Origin of the sequence: Edaphobacter flagellatus (assembly GCF_025264665.1) — a bacterium.
GTDB lineage: Bacteria > Acidobacteriota > Terriglobia > Terriglobales > Acidobacteriaceae > Edaphobacter > Edaphobacter flagellatus.
The window spans coordinates 3,757,243-3,773,424 of the sequence record NZ_CP073697.1 but is presented as its reverse complement, the minus strand read 5'-3'; the positions used below and the strand labels follow the sequence as shown (position 1 = coordinate 3,773,424).

At 52.7% G+C, this 16,182-nt stretch carries 12 protein-coding genes; 4 read left to right on the top strand and 8 right to left on the bottom strand.

The window, feature by feature from the left end:
- Positions 1 to 103: 103 nt before the first annotated feature.
- From katG to KFE13_RS15725, 3 genes are all read right to left on the bottom strand, one after another.
- Complete coding sequence (gene katG, locus KFE13_RS15735) at positions 104 to 2,383, bottom strand: catalase/peroxidase HPI (RefSeq protein WP_390891586.1); 2,280 nt, start codon at positions 2,381 to 2,383, stop codon at positions 104 to 106.
- A 119-nt stretch (positions 2,384 to 2,502) separates the two neighbouring features.
- Positions 2,503 to 2,949, bottom strand: coding sequence for a Fur family transcriptional regulator (locus tag KFE13_RS15730; RefSeq protein ID WP_260704173.1), 447 nt, complete (start codon positions 2,947 to 2,949; stop codon positions 2,503 to 2,505).
- Between the two features lie 173 nt (positions 2,950 to 3,122).
- Positions 3,123 to 4,835, bottom strand: a complete 1,713-nt coding sequence (locus KFE13_RS15725; RefSeq protein ID WP_260704171.1) for a 30S ribosomal protein S1 — start codon at positions 4,833 to 4,835, stop codon at positions 3,123 to 3,125.
- Between the two features lie 227 nt (positions 4,836 to 5,062).
- On the opposite strand from KFE13_RS15725, the gene hrpB reads away from it, so the two are divergent.
- Positions 5,063 to 7,354 (top strand): ATP-dependent helicase HrpB, encoded by a 2,292-nt coding sequence (hrpB, locus tag KFE13_RS15720; protein WP_260704169.1) that lies wholly within the window; start codon positions 5,063 to 5,065, stop codon positions 7,352 to 7,354.
- A 105-nt stretch (positions 7,355 to 7,459) separates the two neighbouring features.
- Here hrpB and KFE13_RS15715 read toward each other — a convergent pair whose 3' ends face one another.
- A complete protein-coding gene (locus KFE13_RS15715; protein WP_260704167.1) occupies positions 7,460 to 8,644 on the bottom strand; it encodes an NAD(P)-binding domain-containing protein in 1,185 nt (394 codons plus the stop codon).
- Between the two features lie 218 nt (positions 8,645 to 8,862).
- On the opposite strand from KFE13_RS15715, the gene KFE13_RS15710 reads away from it, so the two are divergent.
- On the top strand, positions 8,863 to 9,183 hold the full coding sequence (locus KFE13_RS15710) for a cupin domain-containing protein (RefSeq protein WP_260704165.1): 321 nt from the start codon (positions 8,863 to 8,865) through the stop codon (positions 9,181 to 9,183).
- A gap of 91 nt (positions 9,184 to 9,274) precedes the next feature.
- Here KFE13_RS15710 and KFE13_RS15705 read toward each other — a convergent pair whose 3' ends face one another.
- A complete protein-coding gene (locus tag KFE13_RS15705; protein ID WP_260704162.1) occupies positions 9,275 to 10,861 on the bottom strand; it encodes a glycosyltransferase family 39 protein in 1,587 nt (528 codons plus the stop codon).
- 849 nt (positions 10,862 to 11,710) lie between these two features.
- On the opposite strand from KFE13_RS15705, the gene KFE13_RS15700 reads away from it, so the two are divergent.
- A complete protein-coding gene (locus KFE13_RS15700) occupies positions 11,711 to 12,007 on the top strand; it encodes a hypothetical protein (RefSeq protein ID WP_260704160.1) in 297 nt (98 codons plus the stop codon).
- Positions 12,007 to 12,624, top strand: coding sequence for a zeta toxin family protein (locus KFE13_RS15695; RefSeq protein WP_260704151.1), 618 nt, complete (start codon positions 12,007 to 12,009; stop codon positions 12,622 to 12,624). Before KFE13_RS15700 ends, KFE13_RS15695 begins: the two co-directional genes overlap by 1 nt.
- A 66-nt stretch (positions 12,625 to 12,690) precedes the next feature.
- Here KFE13_RS15695 and KFE13_RS15690 read toward each other — a convergent pair whose 3' ends face one another.
- The 3 genes from KFE13_RS15690 to KFE13_RS15680 form a co-directional block, all read right to left on the bottom strand.
- Positions 12,691 to 13,305 (bottom strand): hypothetical protein, encoded by a 615-nt coding sequence (locus KFE13_RS15690; protein ID WP_260704149.1) that lies wholly within the window; start codon positions 13,303 to 13,305, stop codon positions 12,691 to 12,693.
- A 113-nt stretch (positions 13,306 to 13,418) separates the two neighbouring features.
- On the bottom strand, positions 13,419 to 13,802 hold the full coding sequence (locus tag KFE13_RS15685; protein WP_260704148.1) for a hypothetical protein: 384 nt from the start codon (positions 13,800 to 13,802) through the stop codon (positions 13,419 to 13,421).
- Between the two features lie 245 nt (positions 13,803 to 14,047).
- Positions 14,048 to 16,162: a hypothetical protein gene (locus KFE13_RS15680; RefSeq protein ID WP_260704146.1), complete on the bottom strand. Its 2,115-nt coding sequence runs from the start codon at positions 16,160 to 16,162 to the stop codon at positions 14,048 to 14,050.
- Positions 16,163 to 16,182 lie beyond the last annotated feature (20 nt).

Genomic DNA, 16,182 nt, shown 5'->3' with positions numbered 1-16,182 from the left:
GCTAACTCCCCTGCAATGTAGCACTACATAACAAAGCCCCATATTCAATCAATAAAGAAAGATTGAATATGGGGCTTCTACCACTGATGCCTGCGAAGCAGGATTATGCCGTATGGATGTCGAAGCGGTCGAGGTTCATAACCTTGTGCCATGCGTTCACAAAGTCGTGAACGAACTTCGCATGTGAATCAGAGCACGCGTAGACCTCGGAAAGCGCCCGAAGCTGTGCGTTCGAGCCGAAGATCAAGTCGGCGCGCGTAGCTACCCACTTGGCGTTGCCCGAATTTCGCTCACGGCCTTCAAAGGTGTTCTCCTCTTCGTCCGACGCTTTCCACACGTACTTCATGTCTAACAGATTGACGAAGAAGTCGTTGGTCAGTTTCCCCGGACGATCGGTGAAGACGCCGAACTTCGTGCCACCGAAGTTCGTATTCAGCACGCGCAGACCACCGATCAGCACCGTCAGTTCTGGCGCTGTCAGCTGCAGCAATTGAGCCTTGTCCAACAGCGCTACCTCGGCCGGCTCCGGAGACTTGTAACCGTATGAGCGGAATCCGTCCACCTTGGGTTCAAGCGGCTCGAAGGATACAACATCGGTCTGCTCCTGCGAGGCGTCGTTGCGACCTGCCGTAAAGGGTACCGTCACGTCGATGCCGGCGTCCTTTGCTGCCTTTTCGATTGCTGCGTCACCAGCAAGCACGATCAAGTCAGCCAACGAGATCTTCTTTCCGCCGGTGGCTGACTGGTTAAAGTCGCCCTGGATTTGCTCCAGCACTTTCAGCACGCGCGCTAGCTGTTGCGGCTGATTGACCTCCCAGTCCTTCTGCGGGGATAAACGGATGCGAGCGCCATTGGCCCCACCGCGCTTGTCGGAGCCGCGGAAGCTCGAGGCCGAGGCCCACGCCGTTGAGACCAGATCCGCAACCGAAAGTCCGGAGGACAGCACCTTCTCTTTGAGAGCCTTGACGTCTGATTCCTCGATCAGCGCGTAATCGACTGCAGGAATCGGATCCTGCCAGATCAGCTCTTCTTTCGGAACCTCGGGTCCTATGTAACGAGCACGCGGTCCCATATCGCGGTGGGTCAGCTTAAACCAGGCGCGAGCAAAAGCATCTGCGAACTGATCCGGGTTCTTGTAGAAACGCTCGGAGATCTCACGATAGATGGGGTCCTTGATTAAGGAGATGTCCGTAGTCAGCATGCCCGGCAGATGCTTCTTGCCGGGATCATGTGCGTCAGGCACAGTGTTCGCGCCAGAATCACCTTTGGGCTTCCACTGGTACGCGCCGCCAGGGCCCTTGGTCAGCTCCCACTCGTACTTGAAGAGGCTCTCGAAGAAGCCGTTGCTCCACTGTCGGGGTGTCGTTGTCCATGTCACTTCGATACCACTGCCGATAGCATCACCGGCGATGCCGGTCTTGTATGCGCTGGACCAGCCAAGACCCTGGTTTTCGATTGGCGCACCTTCGGGCTCGTGCGCAAGATGGCTTCCTGCGCTGGCGCCATGAGTCTTGCCGAAGGTATGACCGCCAGCGATAAGGGCCACGGTCTCCTCATCGTTCATCGCCATGCGGCCGAAGGTGACACGGATATCGTGCGCAGCGGCAATCGGGTCGGGCTTTCCTTCCGGCCCTTCAGGATTCACATAGATAAGACCCATCGTTGTTGCGCCAAAAGGATTCGCCAGGTCTCGTTCGCCGGAGTACCGCTTATCGGTACCGAGCCAGGTATTCTCAACACCCCAGTTCACGTCCTGGTCCGGCTCCCACACGTCAGGGCGTCCGCCAGCAAAGCCAAACGTCTTAAAGCCCATCGTCTCCAGCGCAACGTTGCCTGCCAGGATGAGCAGGTCGGCCCAGGAAATCTGCTTGCCGTACTTCTGCTTGACCGGCCACAGCAAACGCCGCGCGCGATCAAGGTTCACGTTGTCAGGCCAACTGTTCAGCGGAGCAAAGCGCTGCTGACCGCGTCCACCACCGCCACGGCCGTCGAAGGTGCGATAGGTGCCAGCCGAGTGCCAGGCCATGCGAATCATCAATGGACCGTAGTGGCCGAAGTCTGCCGGCCACCAGTCCTGCGAATCGGTCATCACGGCCGCGAGGTCTTTTTTGAGCTGCCAGTAGTCCAGCTTCTTAAACTCCTCGGCGTAGTTGAACTCCTCTTCCATCGGGTTCGACAGTCTCGAGTGCTGATGAAGCAGATCAAGCCGAAGGTGATTTGGCCACCAGTCACGATTGGTCATCGGCGCGTGACGATCTGCGCCATTGCCAGGTGCAGCGCCGTTAGACGCTGCGGCATGATCAAACGGGCACTTCGCTTCCCCCGTTGCTTGCGCGTTGGGTTCGGACTTTCCTTGGGACGTGTGTTCTGTCTGTTCGGCCATTGTTTTCTCCTTGACTTGTCGTGTTCTCTTCTAGCGGCTCGTTTTCGATGTCCAACGCCGATCAGATCTCGCTGTCGTCGACGGTAGTATTAGGGCGAGTTACGGTTTCGTGAGTGGGTTTAGCTGCGTTTCACTTTCTGGCACGCGGCACAGATTCCGATGACATCGATTGAATAGCGTTCCACCTTAAAACCTCCGGGCAACTCCTGTAGTGCCGGAAGAGCCCCGAGATCCTTCTCTTCAATGTCGGTGATCGCCTTGCAATACGAGCACACCATATGGTGATGATCGTGGCTGTTCATTTCGACTCGCAGGGAGCCGTGATGCATGCTCAGTTCTTTTAGCACGCCTCTATCGAGAAACAGATGAATGTTCTTGTAAACCGTCGCCAGGGAGATTGCAGGTACACGCTTCTTGACGCGTGCGTAAATCTCTTCCGGGCTGGGATGGCCATGCATCGTCTGCATAACCTCATAAAGAACCTGGCGCTGGTGAGTTGCCGGGATCCCATGATCTTCGCAAAGTTCACGGAAACTACGCGCCTTAACATTGGGAGAGGCCGTCATGAATAGCTAGTAAACGATAATTTTTATTGTTTCGTCAAGCGACGGATGCCGGTTCCGATTCCGGTCAATCAAATAGCGGATGTTAGATCGCCCGGAGGTCGATCCTCAGCTTCCCTTGTAAGGGGGCAAAGCATGGAGCATGTTACCGATGCAAATATGGAGCGCTCCTGAGCTTACGACGTTAACTCCAGGGAGATTTGCTTGGTGTCGCGATCAAGCCCAACGATTTTGAAGTTGCGCATTTGACCAACATGAAGTGGCTCAGGCTGCACACCCAACCCTTTCGTCTCACCTTTCCACCGGGAGTTCAACATTGAGGACAATGCTGAGAGATCAAGCTTTGTTTCGCTTTGACTCGGTGTGGTCTGGTCGGTCTTTACGTTTACGAGGCAATTGGCGTGAATACCTTCGCCAAGTTCTACGATCGCGCTGTCGCCTTTGTGCTCAACCAGGCGACCTGATACGACATCGCCAATCGAATGCTCCTCGATATACACGTCGAGGTCGCTAGGAATCAGTTGCTTTATGCTCAGTCTGATCTGACGCTTTTCCAAATCTATGGCGAGAACCTGGGCTCTGACAATCTGTCCTGTCTTAAGCGCGTCCTGAGGGTGATTGATCCGCTTTTCGGCGCTGATCTCGCTAATGTGGACCAATCCTTCAATCCCCTCTGCCAACTGCACAAAGGCGCCAAATTTTGTTAACCGTGTGACCGGGCCTTCGATAACAGAACCTGCAGGAAATTTTTGCGGGACCACAGCCCATGGATCGCCGAGCGCCTGCTTGAGCCCTAAAGAAAGACGGCGCTCGGCAGGGCTGATTGAAAGGATGACCGCCTCAACCGTGTCATCGAGTTTCAGGAGATCACCCGGCTTTCGCACCTTGCTGACCCACGACATCTCAGAAACATGAATCAGCCCCTCAATCCCAGGCTCAACTTCGATGAACGCTCCAAAGTCCGTAAGACGTTTTACAGAGCCAGTCACGCGCTGTCCCAACTGATACCGATCAGCAGCAGAGTCCCATGGTTCTGGTTGCAGTTGCTTGAGCCCAAGAGAGATGCGCCTGCTCTGGGGATCGATTTTCAGAATCTTGACCTGTAGCTCCTGACCGATAGCAAGAACTTCCTCGGGACTATTGACGCGACTCCATGAAATATCGCTTACGTGCAGCAAACCATCGACTCCACCAAGATCGACAAAGGCACCGTAACTAGTAAGGCTTCGAACCTGACCACGAACGATATCTCCTTCGCTCACCTCCGAATAGCGTTTTTGCTCAAGTTGACGGGCTTGCTCTTCGAGAATGACACGGCGGTCAACGACAATGTCCTCCTCAGCAGCATCGAGCTTGACGATGCGGCAGATGATCTCCTGGCCAACAAGCTTCTCCAGATCGGCAGCGTCACGGGTTCCACTGCGGGAAGCCGGCATAAAAGCTCGTACACCCAGGTCGACCGTCAAGCCACCCTTCACGATGCCTGTCACTATTCCCGTGACAGCAGCTTTCTGCGCGTAGGCTTCTTCCAGTGAAGACCAGTCAGTAGCCTGAGCAATCTTCAAACGAGATAGAGCATAGTATCCCTCTTCGTTACGCCCTTTGACCGATACAGGAAACCGGTCTCCAATCTTAATCCCCTCGGCATTGTTCTCAAATTCCCCTCGAGAAAGTACACCCTCAACTTTGAGGCCTATATCCACGAATACTGAATCCGATGAGATCGAAATCACGACGCCCTCTTTCTGGGCCGCCTCCGTTTTCGATGGATTAGCATGAGTCTTTTCAAATTGGGAAAGAAGCGAACCAAACGATTCCGCGGAATCGTCAAGGACGTCGGATGAGTCGAGGGAGTTGGGAGTGGTGCCTGGGATACCTTCGTTTGCCATAACAGTTGACTAACATTGTAGCCATGATCGGCGCTGTAGAGGATCTTGAGCAACCGAATGCCGCACACGAAAGCGCGTAAGCCATGCTATTCCGCCTGAACAGGTTTTTTAGAAAACGTACCGGCGTCCCCACGCCAGCGTATTGACGGCTCCTGAAACGCTATGTTCCGATCGATGCAGTGAGTCGAAAGCCTGCACTTCCGGTCGATGCGATTCTGCCGGAGGTCTTGGCAACCCTCCGGCATACGTCCAATCTTGTTATCGAAGCGCCCCCAGGAACCGGGAAGACTACGCGGATTCCGCCAGCCCTTCTCGGCCTCGTCAAAGGCGAAGTCATCGTGCTGGAGCCGCGCAGGATTGCCGCCCGACTGGCAGCACAAAGGGTTGCATGGGAAATCGGCGAAGAGATTGGCGGAACGGTTGGCTATCAGGTTCGCTTCGAAGAGAGAATCGGCCCATGCACGCGGCTCCGGTTTGTTACAGAGGGCATTCTGATCCGGCGTCTGCTGACAGATCCAGCCCTCAAAGGCATCGACGCAATTGTTCTTGACGAATTTCACGAGCGCCACCTTGAAAGCGATCTTGCACTGGCCCTTCTGAAGCGCCTCCAACGCACACGACCAGAGATACGCATCGTTGTGATGTCGGCCACGCTCGACGCAGCGCCGATCGCGCGATACCTCAACAACTGCCCGATCCTGCGATCTGAGGGAAAGTTGTTTGAATTATCGATTGGCTATCTGCCCTATTCCCCTGAACCGCTTCACATTCAGACGAGAAAGGGTGTGGAACTGCTGAATGCGGCGCAGCTCTCCGGCAGTATTCTCGCTTTCCTTCCAGGTATTGCAGAGATCAGGCGAACCATGCGCGAGTGTGAAACGATCGCTCGCCAGACAGGCCTCCTCGTTCTCCCCCTGCATGGCGATTTATCACTTGCCGAGCAGGACCGCGCTGTGCTGCCGTCTGCTGAAAGAAAACTTATTCTCGCGACGAATGTTGCTGAAAGCTCCGTTACCGTCGAAGGAGTGACTGCGGTTATTGATAGTGGTCTGGCACGGATCGCCACCTACTCGCCCTGGACGGGATTGCCGACACGACAGGTCGGTCGGATCAGCAGGGCCTCGGCAACTCAACGGGCCGGTCGCGCAGCTCGTACAGCTCCCGGACGGGTGATACGCCTTTATTCCGAAAAAGATTATTTGCTCAGCCCTGAGCAGGATATTCCTGAGATCGCACGTGCCGATCTCGCACATCTTTTGCTCAACATGAGAGCAATGAATATTGAGCATCTCGATGATCTCGATTGGCTGGATGCTCCGCCGAAGCAGCATGTTGAAAGCGCCGAATTGCTCCTGGATCGCCTCGGGGTACACGGCGATATGGGGCAGCGACTGGCGCGGTTTCCATTATCTCCACGCTTATCCCGCATCGTGGTTGAAGCATTGGACCGAGGCGTCGGAGAAGATGGATGTCGTGCTGCCGCGTTGCTCGGCAGCAGCGTACACAGCGAAAAGAATGATCTGTTAGCTGCCATGGACTTGCCTCAGCAGTACCGCTTGAAGCAGGACACGGACCAGTTGCTCAGGATAGCTCGGCCTCCAAAACAAACGCGACATGATGATGAGGCATTGCTCCTCTCTGTGCTGGCGGGTTTTCCCGACCGCGTAGCCCGGCGGCGATCAGGCAACAGGGTGCTGCTATCGACAGGCGTCTCGGCAGAAGTTGCTGGCGAACTCCCGCCCTATGAATTTATGCTCGCGCTCGATGCCGAGGATCGCCAGGAAAATCCCTTGCCGCTCATCCGCATGTTCGCGCGAGTTGAGCCGGAGTGGCTGCTTGATCTCTTTCCTGATCGCATTCAAGAGCGATCAAGCGTGGTGTGGAATCGCGTTTCAGAGCGGGTTGAGAAAGTAAGTGCGTTGCTCTACGACAACCTTGTCATTGAGGAGTCGCGCGGTATGGCACCCGAAGCGGAAGCGGCTGATCTACTCGCTCAGAAGGCATTAGAGACTGGCATCGATCACTTCGTAGACAAGCAGGCTCTGGAATATTTCCTGGCTCGACTGAGTTTTGCGCACGTTGCATCACCTGATCTCTCTGAGGCTCTGCGAAATCTATGCTTGGGATTTCAAAGTTTTGAAGATCTGAGAAATGTTGCCAGGAACTTCATCCCACTGCTGGAAGAGAAGGTAAACAAGAAACTCCTCGATGAGATCGCCCCTCTCAGTATTCGCTTGAAGAATGGACGTCAAACCAGGATTCACTACGAAGAAGGCAAACCACCATGGATTTCATCTCGCCTGCAAGATTTCTTCGGGATGCAGGAGACTCCAAGGATCGGTCCGGACAAAATACCGCTCGTTATTCATCTTCTCGCTCCAAACCATCGTGCCGTACAAACGACAACAGACCTTGCTGGATTCTGGAAGCGCCTTTACCCGCAAGTCCGACGGGAACTCATGCGCCGTTATCCGAGGCACGAATGGCCAGAGATGCCTAATTTAGCGCGCAGTCGCTAGAAACAATGACTCCACATATTGTTGAGCTCCAGGAAAATTCGGATGTTTCTCTGTCTGGCGGCTTGGCACTCCAAACGATACGGTGCAGCACGATATGGAGACTACTCAGGCTTTCCTGGCCAGTCGGCGAGACAGGCGGCGCGCAGTGAACTTCGCTCCGCAGGCAAAGCGGCACATGGGACCGAAGTTGTTCGCCGAAGCAAGCCCGGTCATGTAGAGGCCATCGACCGAGGTGCTAAAGTTCGAATCGAGCACCGGCGTCTCTTCTGCCGTCCGAATCTTCGCCGCAAGCTTTGGGTCGAGGAACTTCAACGATTTGAGATATGGCTTGAAGCCGGTACCGCCCATCACGTGGTCGACCTGCAACTCCTGCGCCACGCCATCCGCATCGCGATAACACACCCGAACCTTCGAGCCGACTATGGCCACCTCTTCAAGGCGGCAGCTCATATAAGGCTTCACATGGCCCACAAAGCCATCGCGCGAGAACCATCCAGGCGCAGGCCCAAGATGCTTGGCCACTACCTTGTGGCGCAACTTTTGCGGCATCACGTGAAAGAGCAGAGGCAGGTCCACTGCAACTTTCGAACGCCACCCCAAACCGATCACCGAGCGGGGATTCTTGATGCGATCTATCAGAGGACGATAGTCGGGCGAACGATCATGGAAGCTGATCTTCGCAGCACGCGCCATCAGCTCTGTCTCAGCACCAGTCTCGTTCAAGGCTACCGCCGCATTTACCGCCGACGCGCCAGCCCCAATCACCAGCACACGTTTACCGCGAAAGGCATCAAAAGGGCCATGATGAAACGTGTGGCTCACTGCCTCGCGCGGCAGTCCGTCCATCACTTTAGGGAGATATGGAAAATGGCTGATGCCGACTGCCAGCACAACCTGCTTCGCCTGCACCATGTCACCTTCGGCTGTCTCTAGCTCATAGCCGCCCGGAATCTGACTGATGCGTACGATCATCGTCTCTTCAAGTCCCGGTGCAAAGCGGCGCTGAAACTCTTTGCCGTAATCCACAAAGGTCGTGCGCTTTACTGGCGGACCTACGGGCGCATACGGAATATCGTTTTCACGGCAGTATTCTTCGAGTCTGTATCCGTCGCCCGGAGCGTACAAGTCCGAGGCAAAGCCGTCCGACTTTAGAAACATTCCTGGAGGCATATGCTTATCCCAAGCCTCCATCACAGGACCAAAGATACGGTAGTCCACATCCAAAGGATTGAGATGTGCGGCAAGCGACAGAGCGTATGGGCCCGAACCGACAATGGCGACCGATATCATATGCCTCTTCTTACGCATTTGACATGACACACGAAGAGCAAGCTAGAGAACCAGCGCGAGCTAGCACGATCAGGCTGCGCGGCATCGATGACTCTGCCGTGTGCAGAAATGCATGCATCCTTGTTGATAGCCTACATGAGCTGCCGTTATGAATAACCCTACAATAGCAGCTGGAGTACGATCCAATTCCTCGCGGACACCGCAGAAAGAGAGTTCTCATGCCCTTTGTGGAAACGAACGGACTTAAGGTTATCGAACGGCTTCCGGGATGGAAGGGACGCTATTTTCACTCGGCCAGCATGACATTCGCTCACTACGAGTTCGCCGCCGGCTCGTCCATCCATGAGCACTTCCATCCCGAGGAAGAGGTCTACGAAGTGATTGAGGGGGAAATCGAAGTGACCATCGACGGAGAATCTCAGACCGCGAAGCCAGGCGTGGTTGCCATTGTGCCCGCGAACAGCCGTCACTCAGTCAAAGCATTGACAGACGGGCGCTTGATTGTCGTGGACCACCCTTCCCGTCCGGATTTCAACTAGGTTGAACGCTGTACTCCAGCACGGATGAAACTATGGCACATCTCTTAATCTGTTTGAATCTCTGCAATCAGATGTCCCATGAAAATGATTGCTACCGAGCAATGCGGTACAAACGTAGCTGAGAATCATTCGAACCAGCATGATCATCTGGATTCTCCGGGAGTGGAACCAAGGTCGAGTGCCCTAACTCACTAAGTCGTTTCAAAAGGGCATTATTCGGATCGTAGTAATACGTTTCGTATGAAACGAGCCAAATCGTTTTACCATCAGAAGGCAAAAGATCAGAGGTAAAATTATTCAAATCTGATTGTGTTATTACGGGTCCACCCCAACCAGTGTGTCTCTGCATATCCCACCATGTATAGATATCGATAGGAAATCCCGCTTCAACTGGATGAAAGTTTCGATGGCTGGCGAAGTAGTCAAAGGGTACTTGGGAATAGAGAGCATCGAAGATGACTTTGTCTCCGGGCTGGTAGTCGGTTTGGATAGCACGCACTACATTTTCCCACGGTCTTCCATGGGGCCTCGTCGCCTGTCTGATAAAGCCTGCGCAATAAGTTGCGAGGAGTACAACTCCCATAACGGCACCTAACTGGGACCATTTCAGTGAGGTCGTCGAGAACTGAAGCGTTCGAGCCATAGCCAGGACCAGTACAGGAATCAGAAATAGAAGGTAGCGGGTACTGCCAAGATGGAATGCAACGACTGCACCGTAGAGTAGGATCGAGAGGATCAGAAAAAGGCGACAAATTTCATCCCCTTTAAATAGGCCCAAAAGCACTACTCCGGCGAGTGCACACGTTAGAGGAATCGCGCAGATCAGAAGGATCGTATGGGATGTTGCAGGATAAAAACCTGCCATCACCGCGGTATTTCGCGCCATAGCTCCGATTCCATGACTTTCATTTGGATCGACCCCTGTCGACCCAAATGAAAGAGCTTGAGGATCACTATGACTGCGTTCTAGTTGCCGATTTAACTGTACTTTCAATGCATGTTGCGACAGGAGAAGAGGAATACCTGGAGAAACAAACAGAAGCGTCAGTATGCCGACCGTAAGAATACTGGAAATTTTTGCTCTGATATGGTTTTTGCGAAGAACCCAGTGAATAAATAACCCCGCTACGAAAAAGACGCCAAGATAGTGAATATAAAACAACAATGCCAATAGCAAGCTGTATGCAAGCAGAAGCCCCTTACGATCATCTTCTTCGATGACAACCCGCCAATGGATGATTAAGGCGCAGACAAAAGCGAACATGAACAGCATGTAGCTTCTTACTTCCAGCGAATAGACAAGCAACATCGGCGAAAAAGCAAAAAGGGCTGAAGCAAAGCTTCCCCATCTTGCTCCAAGCACTCGTTGGGCAAGGAAGAACATTGCAAGCATGCAACAGATATTCACTAGGGCGCTGAAAAGCCTTAGCCGAACCTGAGCATCCCCGACGAGATGAACCCATCCCCAAAGAACAATCGAGAATAGTTGAGGATGAACATCTCCCGTCGTAAACCGCAAAAGATGATGAAAGGGCAGGTTTGCGACGTATGCAGAATAGGTCTCATCCAGCCATAATTCCCGCGAATTCAGTATTGAAAGCTTGCACCACGCGCTTAGGAAAATAGCAATAAAACCGAGCAGATAGAGTTTCTGGCGCAATGCACTTAGCAGACGCATTAAAGAGGATCCTTACGCAGAAATGTCATGTGTTCACCCGACACATTATTCCATACGAAACAGATCATCCTATCTCTTCTCCGAGCCGCGACGGCTGACGCCCTTTTCGCCTCATAACTTACTTACATAGATAGCTAGCGCCCTGCGTTCGTGATGCACGTTAGCAATCTAACCAGGACATCCGGTAGCTCACACCAATGTATTGTCACAAGCCATTTGTGGACGGAGAGCTAAGGTCCGATATTCGACAAACGCGATGATGCGGGCAACTCAGAGGGGGAGACAACTGTCACGAAGAGACAGAAGAGGGCATCCATTCGACTATGCCCAACTTGTGAACCAGTGAAATTGTATGTCTTTGAAAAGTATGGCTCCTGAGGTAGGACTCGAACCTACAACCCTTCGGTTAACAGGCGGCGGGTACAGCATAGAGTACGTTTGTTTTCTGTAGGATAGGTGGGAGCCGAGAGGCATTTTTGGAGCCTTTACGGCGCACAATTTGACGAAGGTTTTGACGAAGAACCGGTATATGCCACTTGGCCGTGGGGGACAATCGGATTCGAACCTACGACTTCCACCGTGTGAAGGTGCCGCGTCAAACCTAAACTGTTGACGGTAAAGGAGATATCTGACGGATAAACCGGCAAAACCGGCCCAAACGGCGGTATTTGCCACAAAAATGCCACAAAGCCATCGCAATCACAGTGGGCGTATTGGCTGGCCCGCGGGGAGCCAGCCAGCATGGTTTAGGTATCGAATGATCCGTCACCTCGAAGTCAAATGTCCCTTGGGCCAGCGGTATACTTATGGAAAGGTCTTTGAGGGCACTTCTCGAAGAGGAGAATACACATGGCCACACCAGCGGCACCCGCGCAGATGATTAGGGCCAACGGCCGGAGCAAGCGTCTCGTGAACCGTGACGACAGCGAAACTCTTGTGGCCAACATCTCGAAGGCCATCCGCAAAGTTGGAATTCGGCGCGATGCCGTTTTTGTGACGAAGGCAACTTCTGCGAAGAAGGTCTACGCCTACTCTGTTCTTCCATCCGACACCTCAAAGATTGTTCGTGAATCGGCGGATGGCACTCGGACCATCGGGCGGTTCTCTAACGGTCAGTTTCGGGTTGTCAAGACTAAGAACGCCTGATGTCGGCAGCGCCGCCGGACGCAGAGTCCCTGCTCCAAAATATTCCACGAGATCGTCCTCTTGCGATCATCGTCGCTGGTCACAACGGGTCGGGCAAGTCTACGCTCTGGAATCAACGTCTCTCGCAAGCGCTCCGAATTCCTTTACTCAACGCCGACCGATTAACGTTGTCGATTCTTCCGGAGCCCGATGGCGGAGATCTGGCCAACCTCCCAACATGGGCTAAGGAACTGCGTGACGATGACGAGAGATGGCAGCGCATCTCTCAAGCAGCTGTCACCTCTCTGGTCGAGCAGGTCGTTCGTCAGCAAGTCTCGTTCGCCTACGAAACAGTCTTTTCACATTGGCGTGAACTACCTGACGGGACAGTTGAGTCGAAGATCGATCTGATTCACAAGTTCCAAGCTGCCGGATATTCCGTAGCACTCTTATTCGTCGGACTCACGCATGAAGGACTGTCTGTTCTGCGCGTCCGCACAAGACAACAGATGGGTGGACATGCGGTACCCGAAGATAAGCTCCTCTCTCGGTTTCCGCGCACGCAACGCGCCATTAAGGTTGCCGCAGGTATCGCTGATCTGACTCTGATGTTTGATAACAGCCAGAAGCTCCGATAAGGCCTTCGTTTTGGTTCGTGCTCAGGCAAAGACGAATGTGCTGTACGACTGTAGAACCGCTGAACGTCAGGAGAAGAATCTTCTTGCGGTTTCTCGACCCTGGCTCGACAAGGTAGCGCCCTTAGACGTTCCCCTCTGCGCTAGATAGATTGCACCAGCATCTGAAAGCCGGTCCAGAAGATCACAAACAAGCTGACGATAATGGCTGCTTCGCTCATTTAGGATCTCCCGCCATTGACGACAAACATGCGCTACGGCAGGTCGTCGTAATGTATGTGAGCGGATCACGGCGTTCCTAACCGAGATCTGAATCTTAAATGCCGAGAGCCGATCTGCATCAGCTTCATCAGTGATCGAGTTGACGGCGTTGCGGAAGTCCTCAGCCGTGCCGCCACTGGTGACGACCTCGCCAAGCACATCGCGCACCTTCTCTATGATCCGCTGATCATTGACGCCCGCGATGGTGAAGGCATCGTGCTTGTATTGCTTCGTCAGGCCCTCGAAGATATCGCGTGTGAGAGGAGTCAGGTTGCGAAGGTATTCGAGCGCGCCTGCCGATGGCAGATCGAATCTGGTGTAAATCTGGATGTCGCCATTGCTCTGCTGCTGATCGGCGAAGAGATGCGTGCTGGTGTAGAGCTGCAGCGGCTTCTTCGTCTTCTGGACAGCGCCTCGCAGCACCGTCAGCCGTCCAAACAGATTGAAGCCTGCCTGATACTCTGCCAGCCGCCGATGTTGATCACCTTAGCCATGCTTTGGGAAATACTTCCATTTCCATATCGTAGTCTGCGAAATTAGCTTTCGTAGTTGCAACCTTTATACTTGCTTTTGGTGATATCGACACTTTTACCGGTGAGTGATTTTTGCCACTGAATGAAAGGGACTATTGCAGTCTTTGCTTTGTATTGTTCATTCTTGACTTCTTCCGACGCGCCCTCAATTGAATCTTCCGGGCGGAGTCCGCGCCAAATGAAGTAACCAACATCTTTCGGTCTATTTTCTTGATAGAACCTCAAAGAAGCACTTTCTAGATAGTTACTTCCCCGAGAGAATTCAGGCTTCTTGAAATCTGGAAGGGATAGAAGACCTTTATCGGACAATAAAGCCTTCACATTGCTTAGCTGTGCCTCTGAGAGGGTGCCAGTGTATACATTGATTGTCGCTTGATGAGAAGACATCAGCTGCCTCTTTCGCTCAAGATGAAACTCGCCCGTAGCGAAAACGAGGACACAACCAGCTGTTATACCGCCGCCCTCGCTTGAGATGTCATTTTCAACCCAATTGAGAGTCAGAGGGAACGGAGCAGTGCTTACCTGCTGGCTATGGATTGAGACAGGGATAATTATCAGGCTGACGAAAGCTACCGAGATTCTAGAAATGAGAGATCGTATTGATTGTTTGATCATTTGATGTCGTCCGATAGTTATGGTGTGATGGCGGTAGTGGTGAACGGGTAGCCCTTATCAACAAATCTTGTGCAAGTACTGTCCGGCTTATCTGCATATCGTGGGCCAGATGTGCAATAGCTGTAGGACTTCCCGTTCGAATCGGCGTTTGAATTGAAGCACCAAACACCTCCAGCGATCTGACCGCAAGACCCTCCATAAGCGTTTGGTAAATCTTTACTGTCACTTAGCCTGCACGCATTTGCTGGATTAGACGTATTTCCCCAACCCCCCGTCAGCCGAAATGTACCTCCGTTATTTTGGCAACTAGAGATCTCCAAATCCAATCGTGCTCCCACGGTTGAAGCGCCAGTAGGTTGGGAAGGAAGATCGTTTTCATTGCAGGTCTCGTAATCTGGATCGTATGAGAACTCTGCATCGTAAAAATTGTAAGTAACATTGGTAGTACCCAATGAATTTGCTGCTTCGGTGATGTTGGGCGAGCCCAATGCAAAGCCAACCACACTTGAATCCGCCCATACATCCCCGTTGGGGACGTCAGCTGGATAGTGATAGTTATTACCGTTCAGCATGCTGTCAAATTCAGTTGCTCCGATTGCTGCATTATCTCCAACACCCATTAAGGCAAACACTGTTGGATCGAAGTATGGATGCTTCGTGAAGTTATATTCGCAGGTAGATCCGCAGCTGAAGCTACTCTTTCTCCTATTCGCAACGCTGGAAAGAGAAGTGCGTCCTAATAAGCCTGCCTTTTTGCCATTAGACATTTCTATCCAGTGGAATTTGCCGTACTTCGCATCCTGTGGAATAACTTTGCCATTCACATCTGGAACAGCGTCCTTTTTCCATTTGTCAACATCGAATACTATCGTTGCTCCTGGTTCGATGTCGGTGCGTTTGAAAACGTAGGTTGTATCGCCAGCAGTGATCTGCCCTCCGATGCGGAGTGTCTCGTCGGCAGTGTTCGTAACAGTAACCAAATTTGTATAGTCTTCATCCCACCGCAGCGGATAGGAACCACGCGCGAATGCTGGTGGATTGCTCGTTCGCAACGGTATATCTTCAACCAAGTGATCTGAAAGACTGATTTGGGTCACGGAACCGACAATCGATCCGTTCGGAGACAATGTTTTCAGCGTTAAGGTGACGCGGGAGATTCCAGCAGCACGAAAGGATGAAAGCGAATCGCCAATCGAGACCTCACGCGATTCGTGCGGAGCAAGTGTTTGAGTGGCGAGATTCTTCGTAAGTGGATTAGATAACGCTGCTTCACGCACAATCGGCGTAATGTCGACCGGTGCATCTGAGACGTTGTGAACAGTGACATGTGTTTCAGCAGACGGATCCAGGCCCACAGCTGTCAGGCTGGGAAATGTCGCCGTTTTAGGGTCATAAAAGCGTATTGGAGCTGAATACCCATCTGCAATGACTGTGCCCACAGGACGTAAGGCGTCGATAGCCCCGTCCGAAGTCATATCGCACGAAACAGGAAACCTTCCTACATGGACGATCGATGCATCGTGAAGTTCTACCCGACGTATTGTTGTAGTTTTGGAAGGAATAACAAACTCATCCGAGAGCGGACCGCATTTCATCTTTACATCAATGTTTCCAGTCGAACTATTCGTCAACGCAAGATATGCTTTGCCCCGTTCCGGCATCCAGAAGACGGCATCTCGCTCTACACTCTTGAAATCGCCGCTAAGGCTCCTTGGCGAATCCACACCTGGACTATTCGATGTTGGGTACAGCGTCAGTTGCGCGCCAAGCTCCAGCCGAACACCGCTATAGTCTATTTTCAGCCAACCGAGCTCCTGATGCGATAAACCAGCGGCCTTAAGGACCGGGCTGAGTTCGATCAATTTGCTTTCTTGCGGGACAAGATCAACATCGGGAAGAGAGGTCGAAACTCCTGATGACGTAAAGACGGTAATCATCGCCTTCAACGTGTTTGGCCGGTTGTTGTTTAACGTGAGCAAAATCCGTTCATCAGCAGTATTACCCGTAAATAGAAGAAGAATTTCTTGAGGCGTGTGAGGTGGAGGCGGCACTGTTGGATAGACAACGTGTTGCTGAGCCAGTGCAGAGAATGTTCCAAAGCAAATGAACTGAAAAACCAAACACAGAAACAAGAATCTCCTCATGCTAGTCA

What these genes read in the sequence shown, in the direction of transcription:
- katG (WP_390891586.1), bottom strand. Translation starts at nt 2,383, where the DNA reads ATGGCCGAACAGACAGAACACACGTCCCAAGGAAAGTCCGAACCCAAC.
- KFE13_RS15730 (WP_260704173.1), bottom strand. Translation starts at nt 2,949, where the DNA reads ATGACGGCCTCTCCCAATGTTAAGGCGCGTAGTTTCCGTGAACTTTGC.
- KFE13_RS15725 (WP_260704171.1), bottom strand. Translation starts at nt 4,835, where the DNA reads ATGGCAAACGAAGGTATCCCAGGCACCACTCCCAACTCCCTCGACTCA.
- KFE13_RS15715 (WP_260704167.1), bottom strand. Translation starts at nt 8,644, where the DNA reads ATGATATCGGTCGCCATTGTCGGTTCGGGCCCATACGCTCTGTCGCTT.
- KFE13_RS15710 (WP_260704165.1), top strand. Translation starts at nt 8,863, where the DNA reads ATGCCCTTTGTGGAAACGAACGGACTTAAGGTTATCGAACGGCTTCCG.
- KFE13_RS15705 (WP_260704162.1), bottom strand. Translation starts at nt 10,861, where the DNA reads ATGCGTCTGCTAAGTGCATTGCGCCAGAAACTCTATCTGCTCGGTTTT.
- KFE13_RS15700 (WP_260704160.1), top strand. Translation starts at nt 11,711, where the DNA reads ATGGCCACACCAGCGGCACCCGCGCAGATGATTAGGGCCAACGGCCGG.
- KFE13_RS15695 (WP_260704151.1), top strand. Translation starts at nt 12,007, where the DNA reads ATGTCGGCAGCGCCGCCGGACGCAGAGTCCCTGCTCCAAAATATTCCA.
- KFE13_RS15685 (WP_260704148.1), bottom strand. Translation starts at nt 13,802, where the DNA reads ATGTCTTCTCATCAAGCGACAATCAATGTATACACTGGCACCCTCTCA.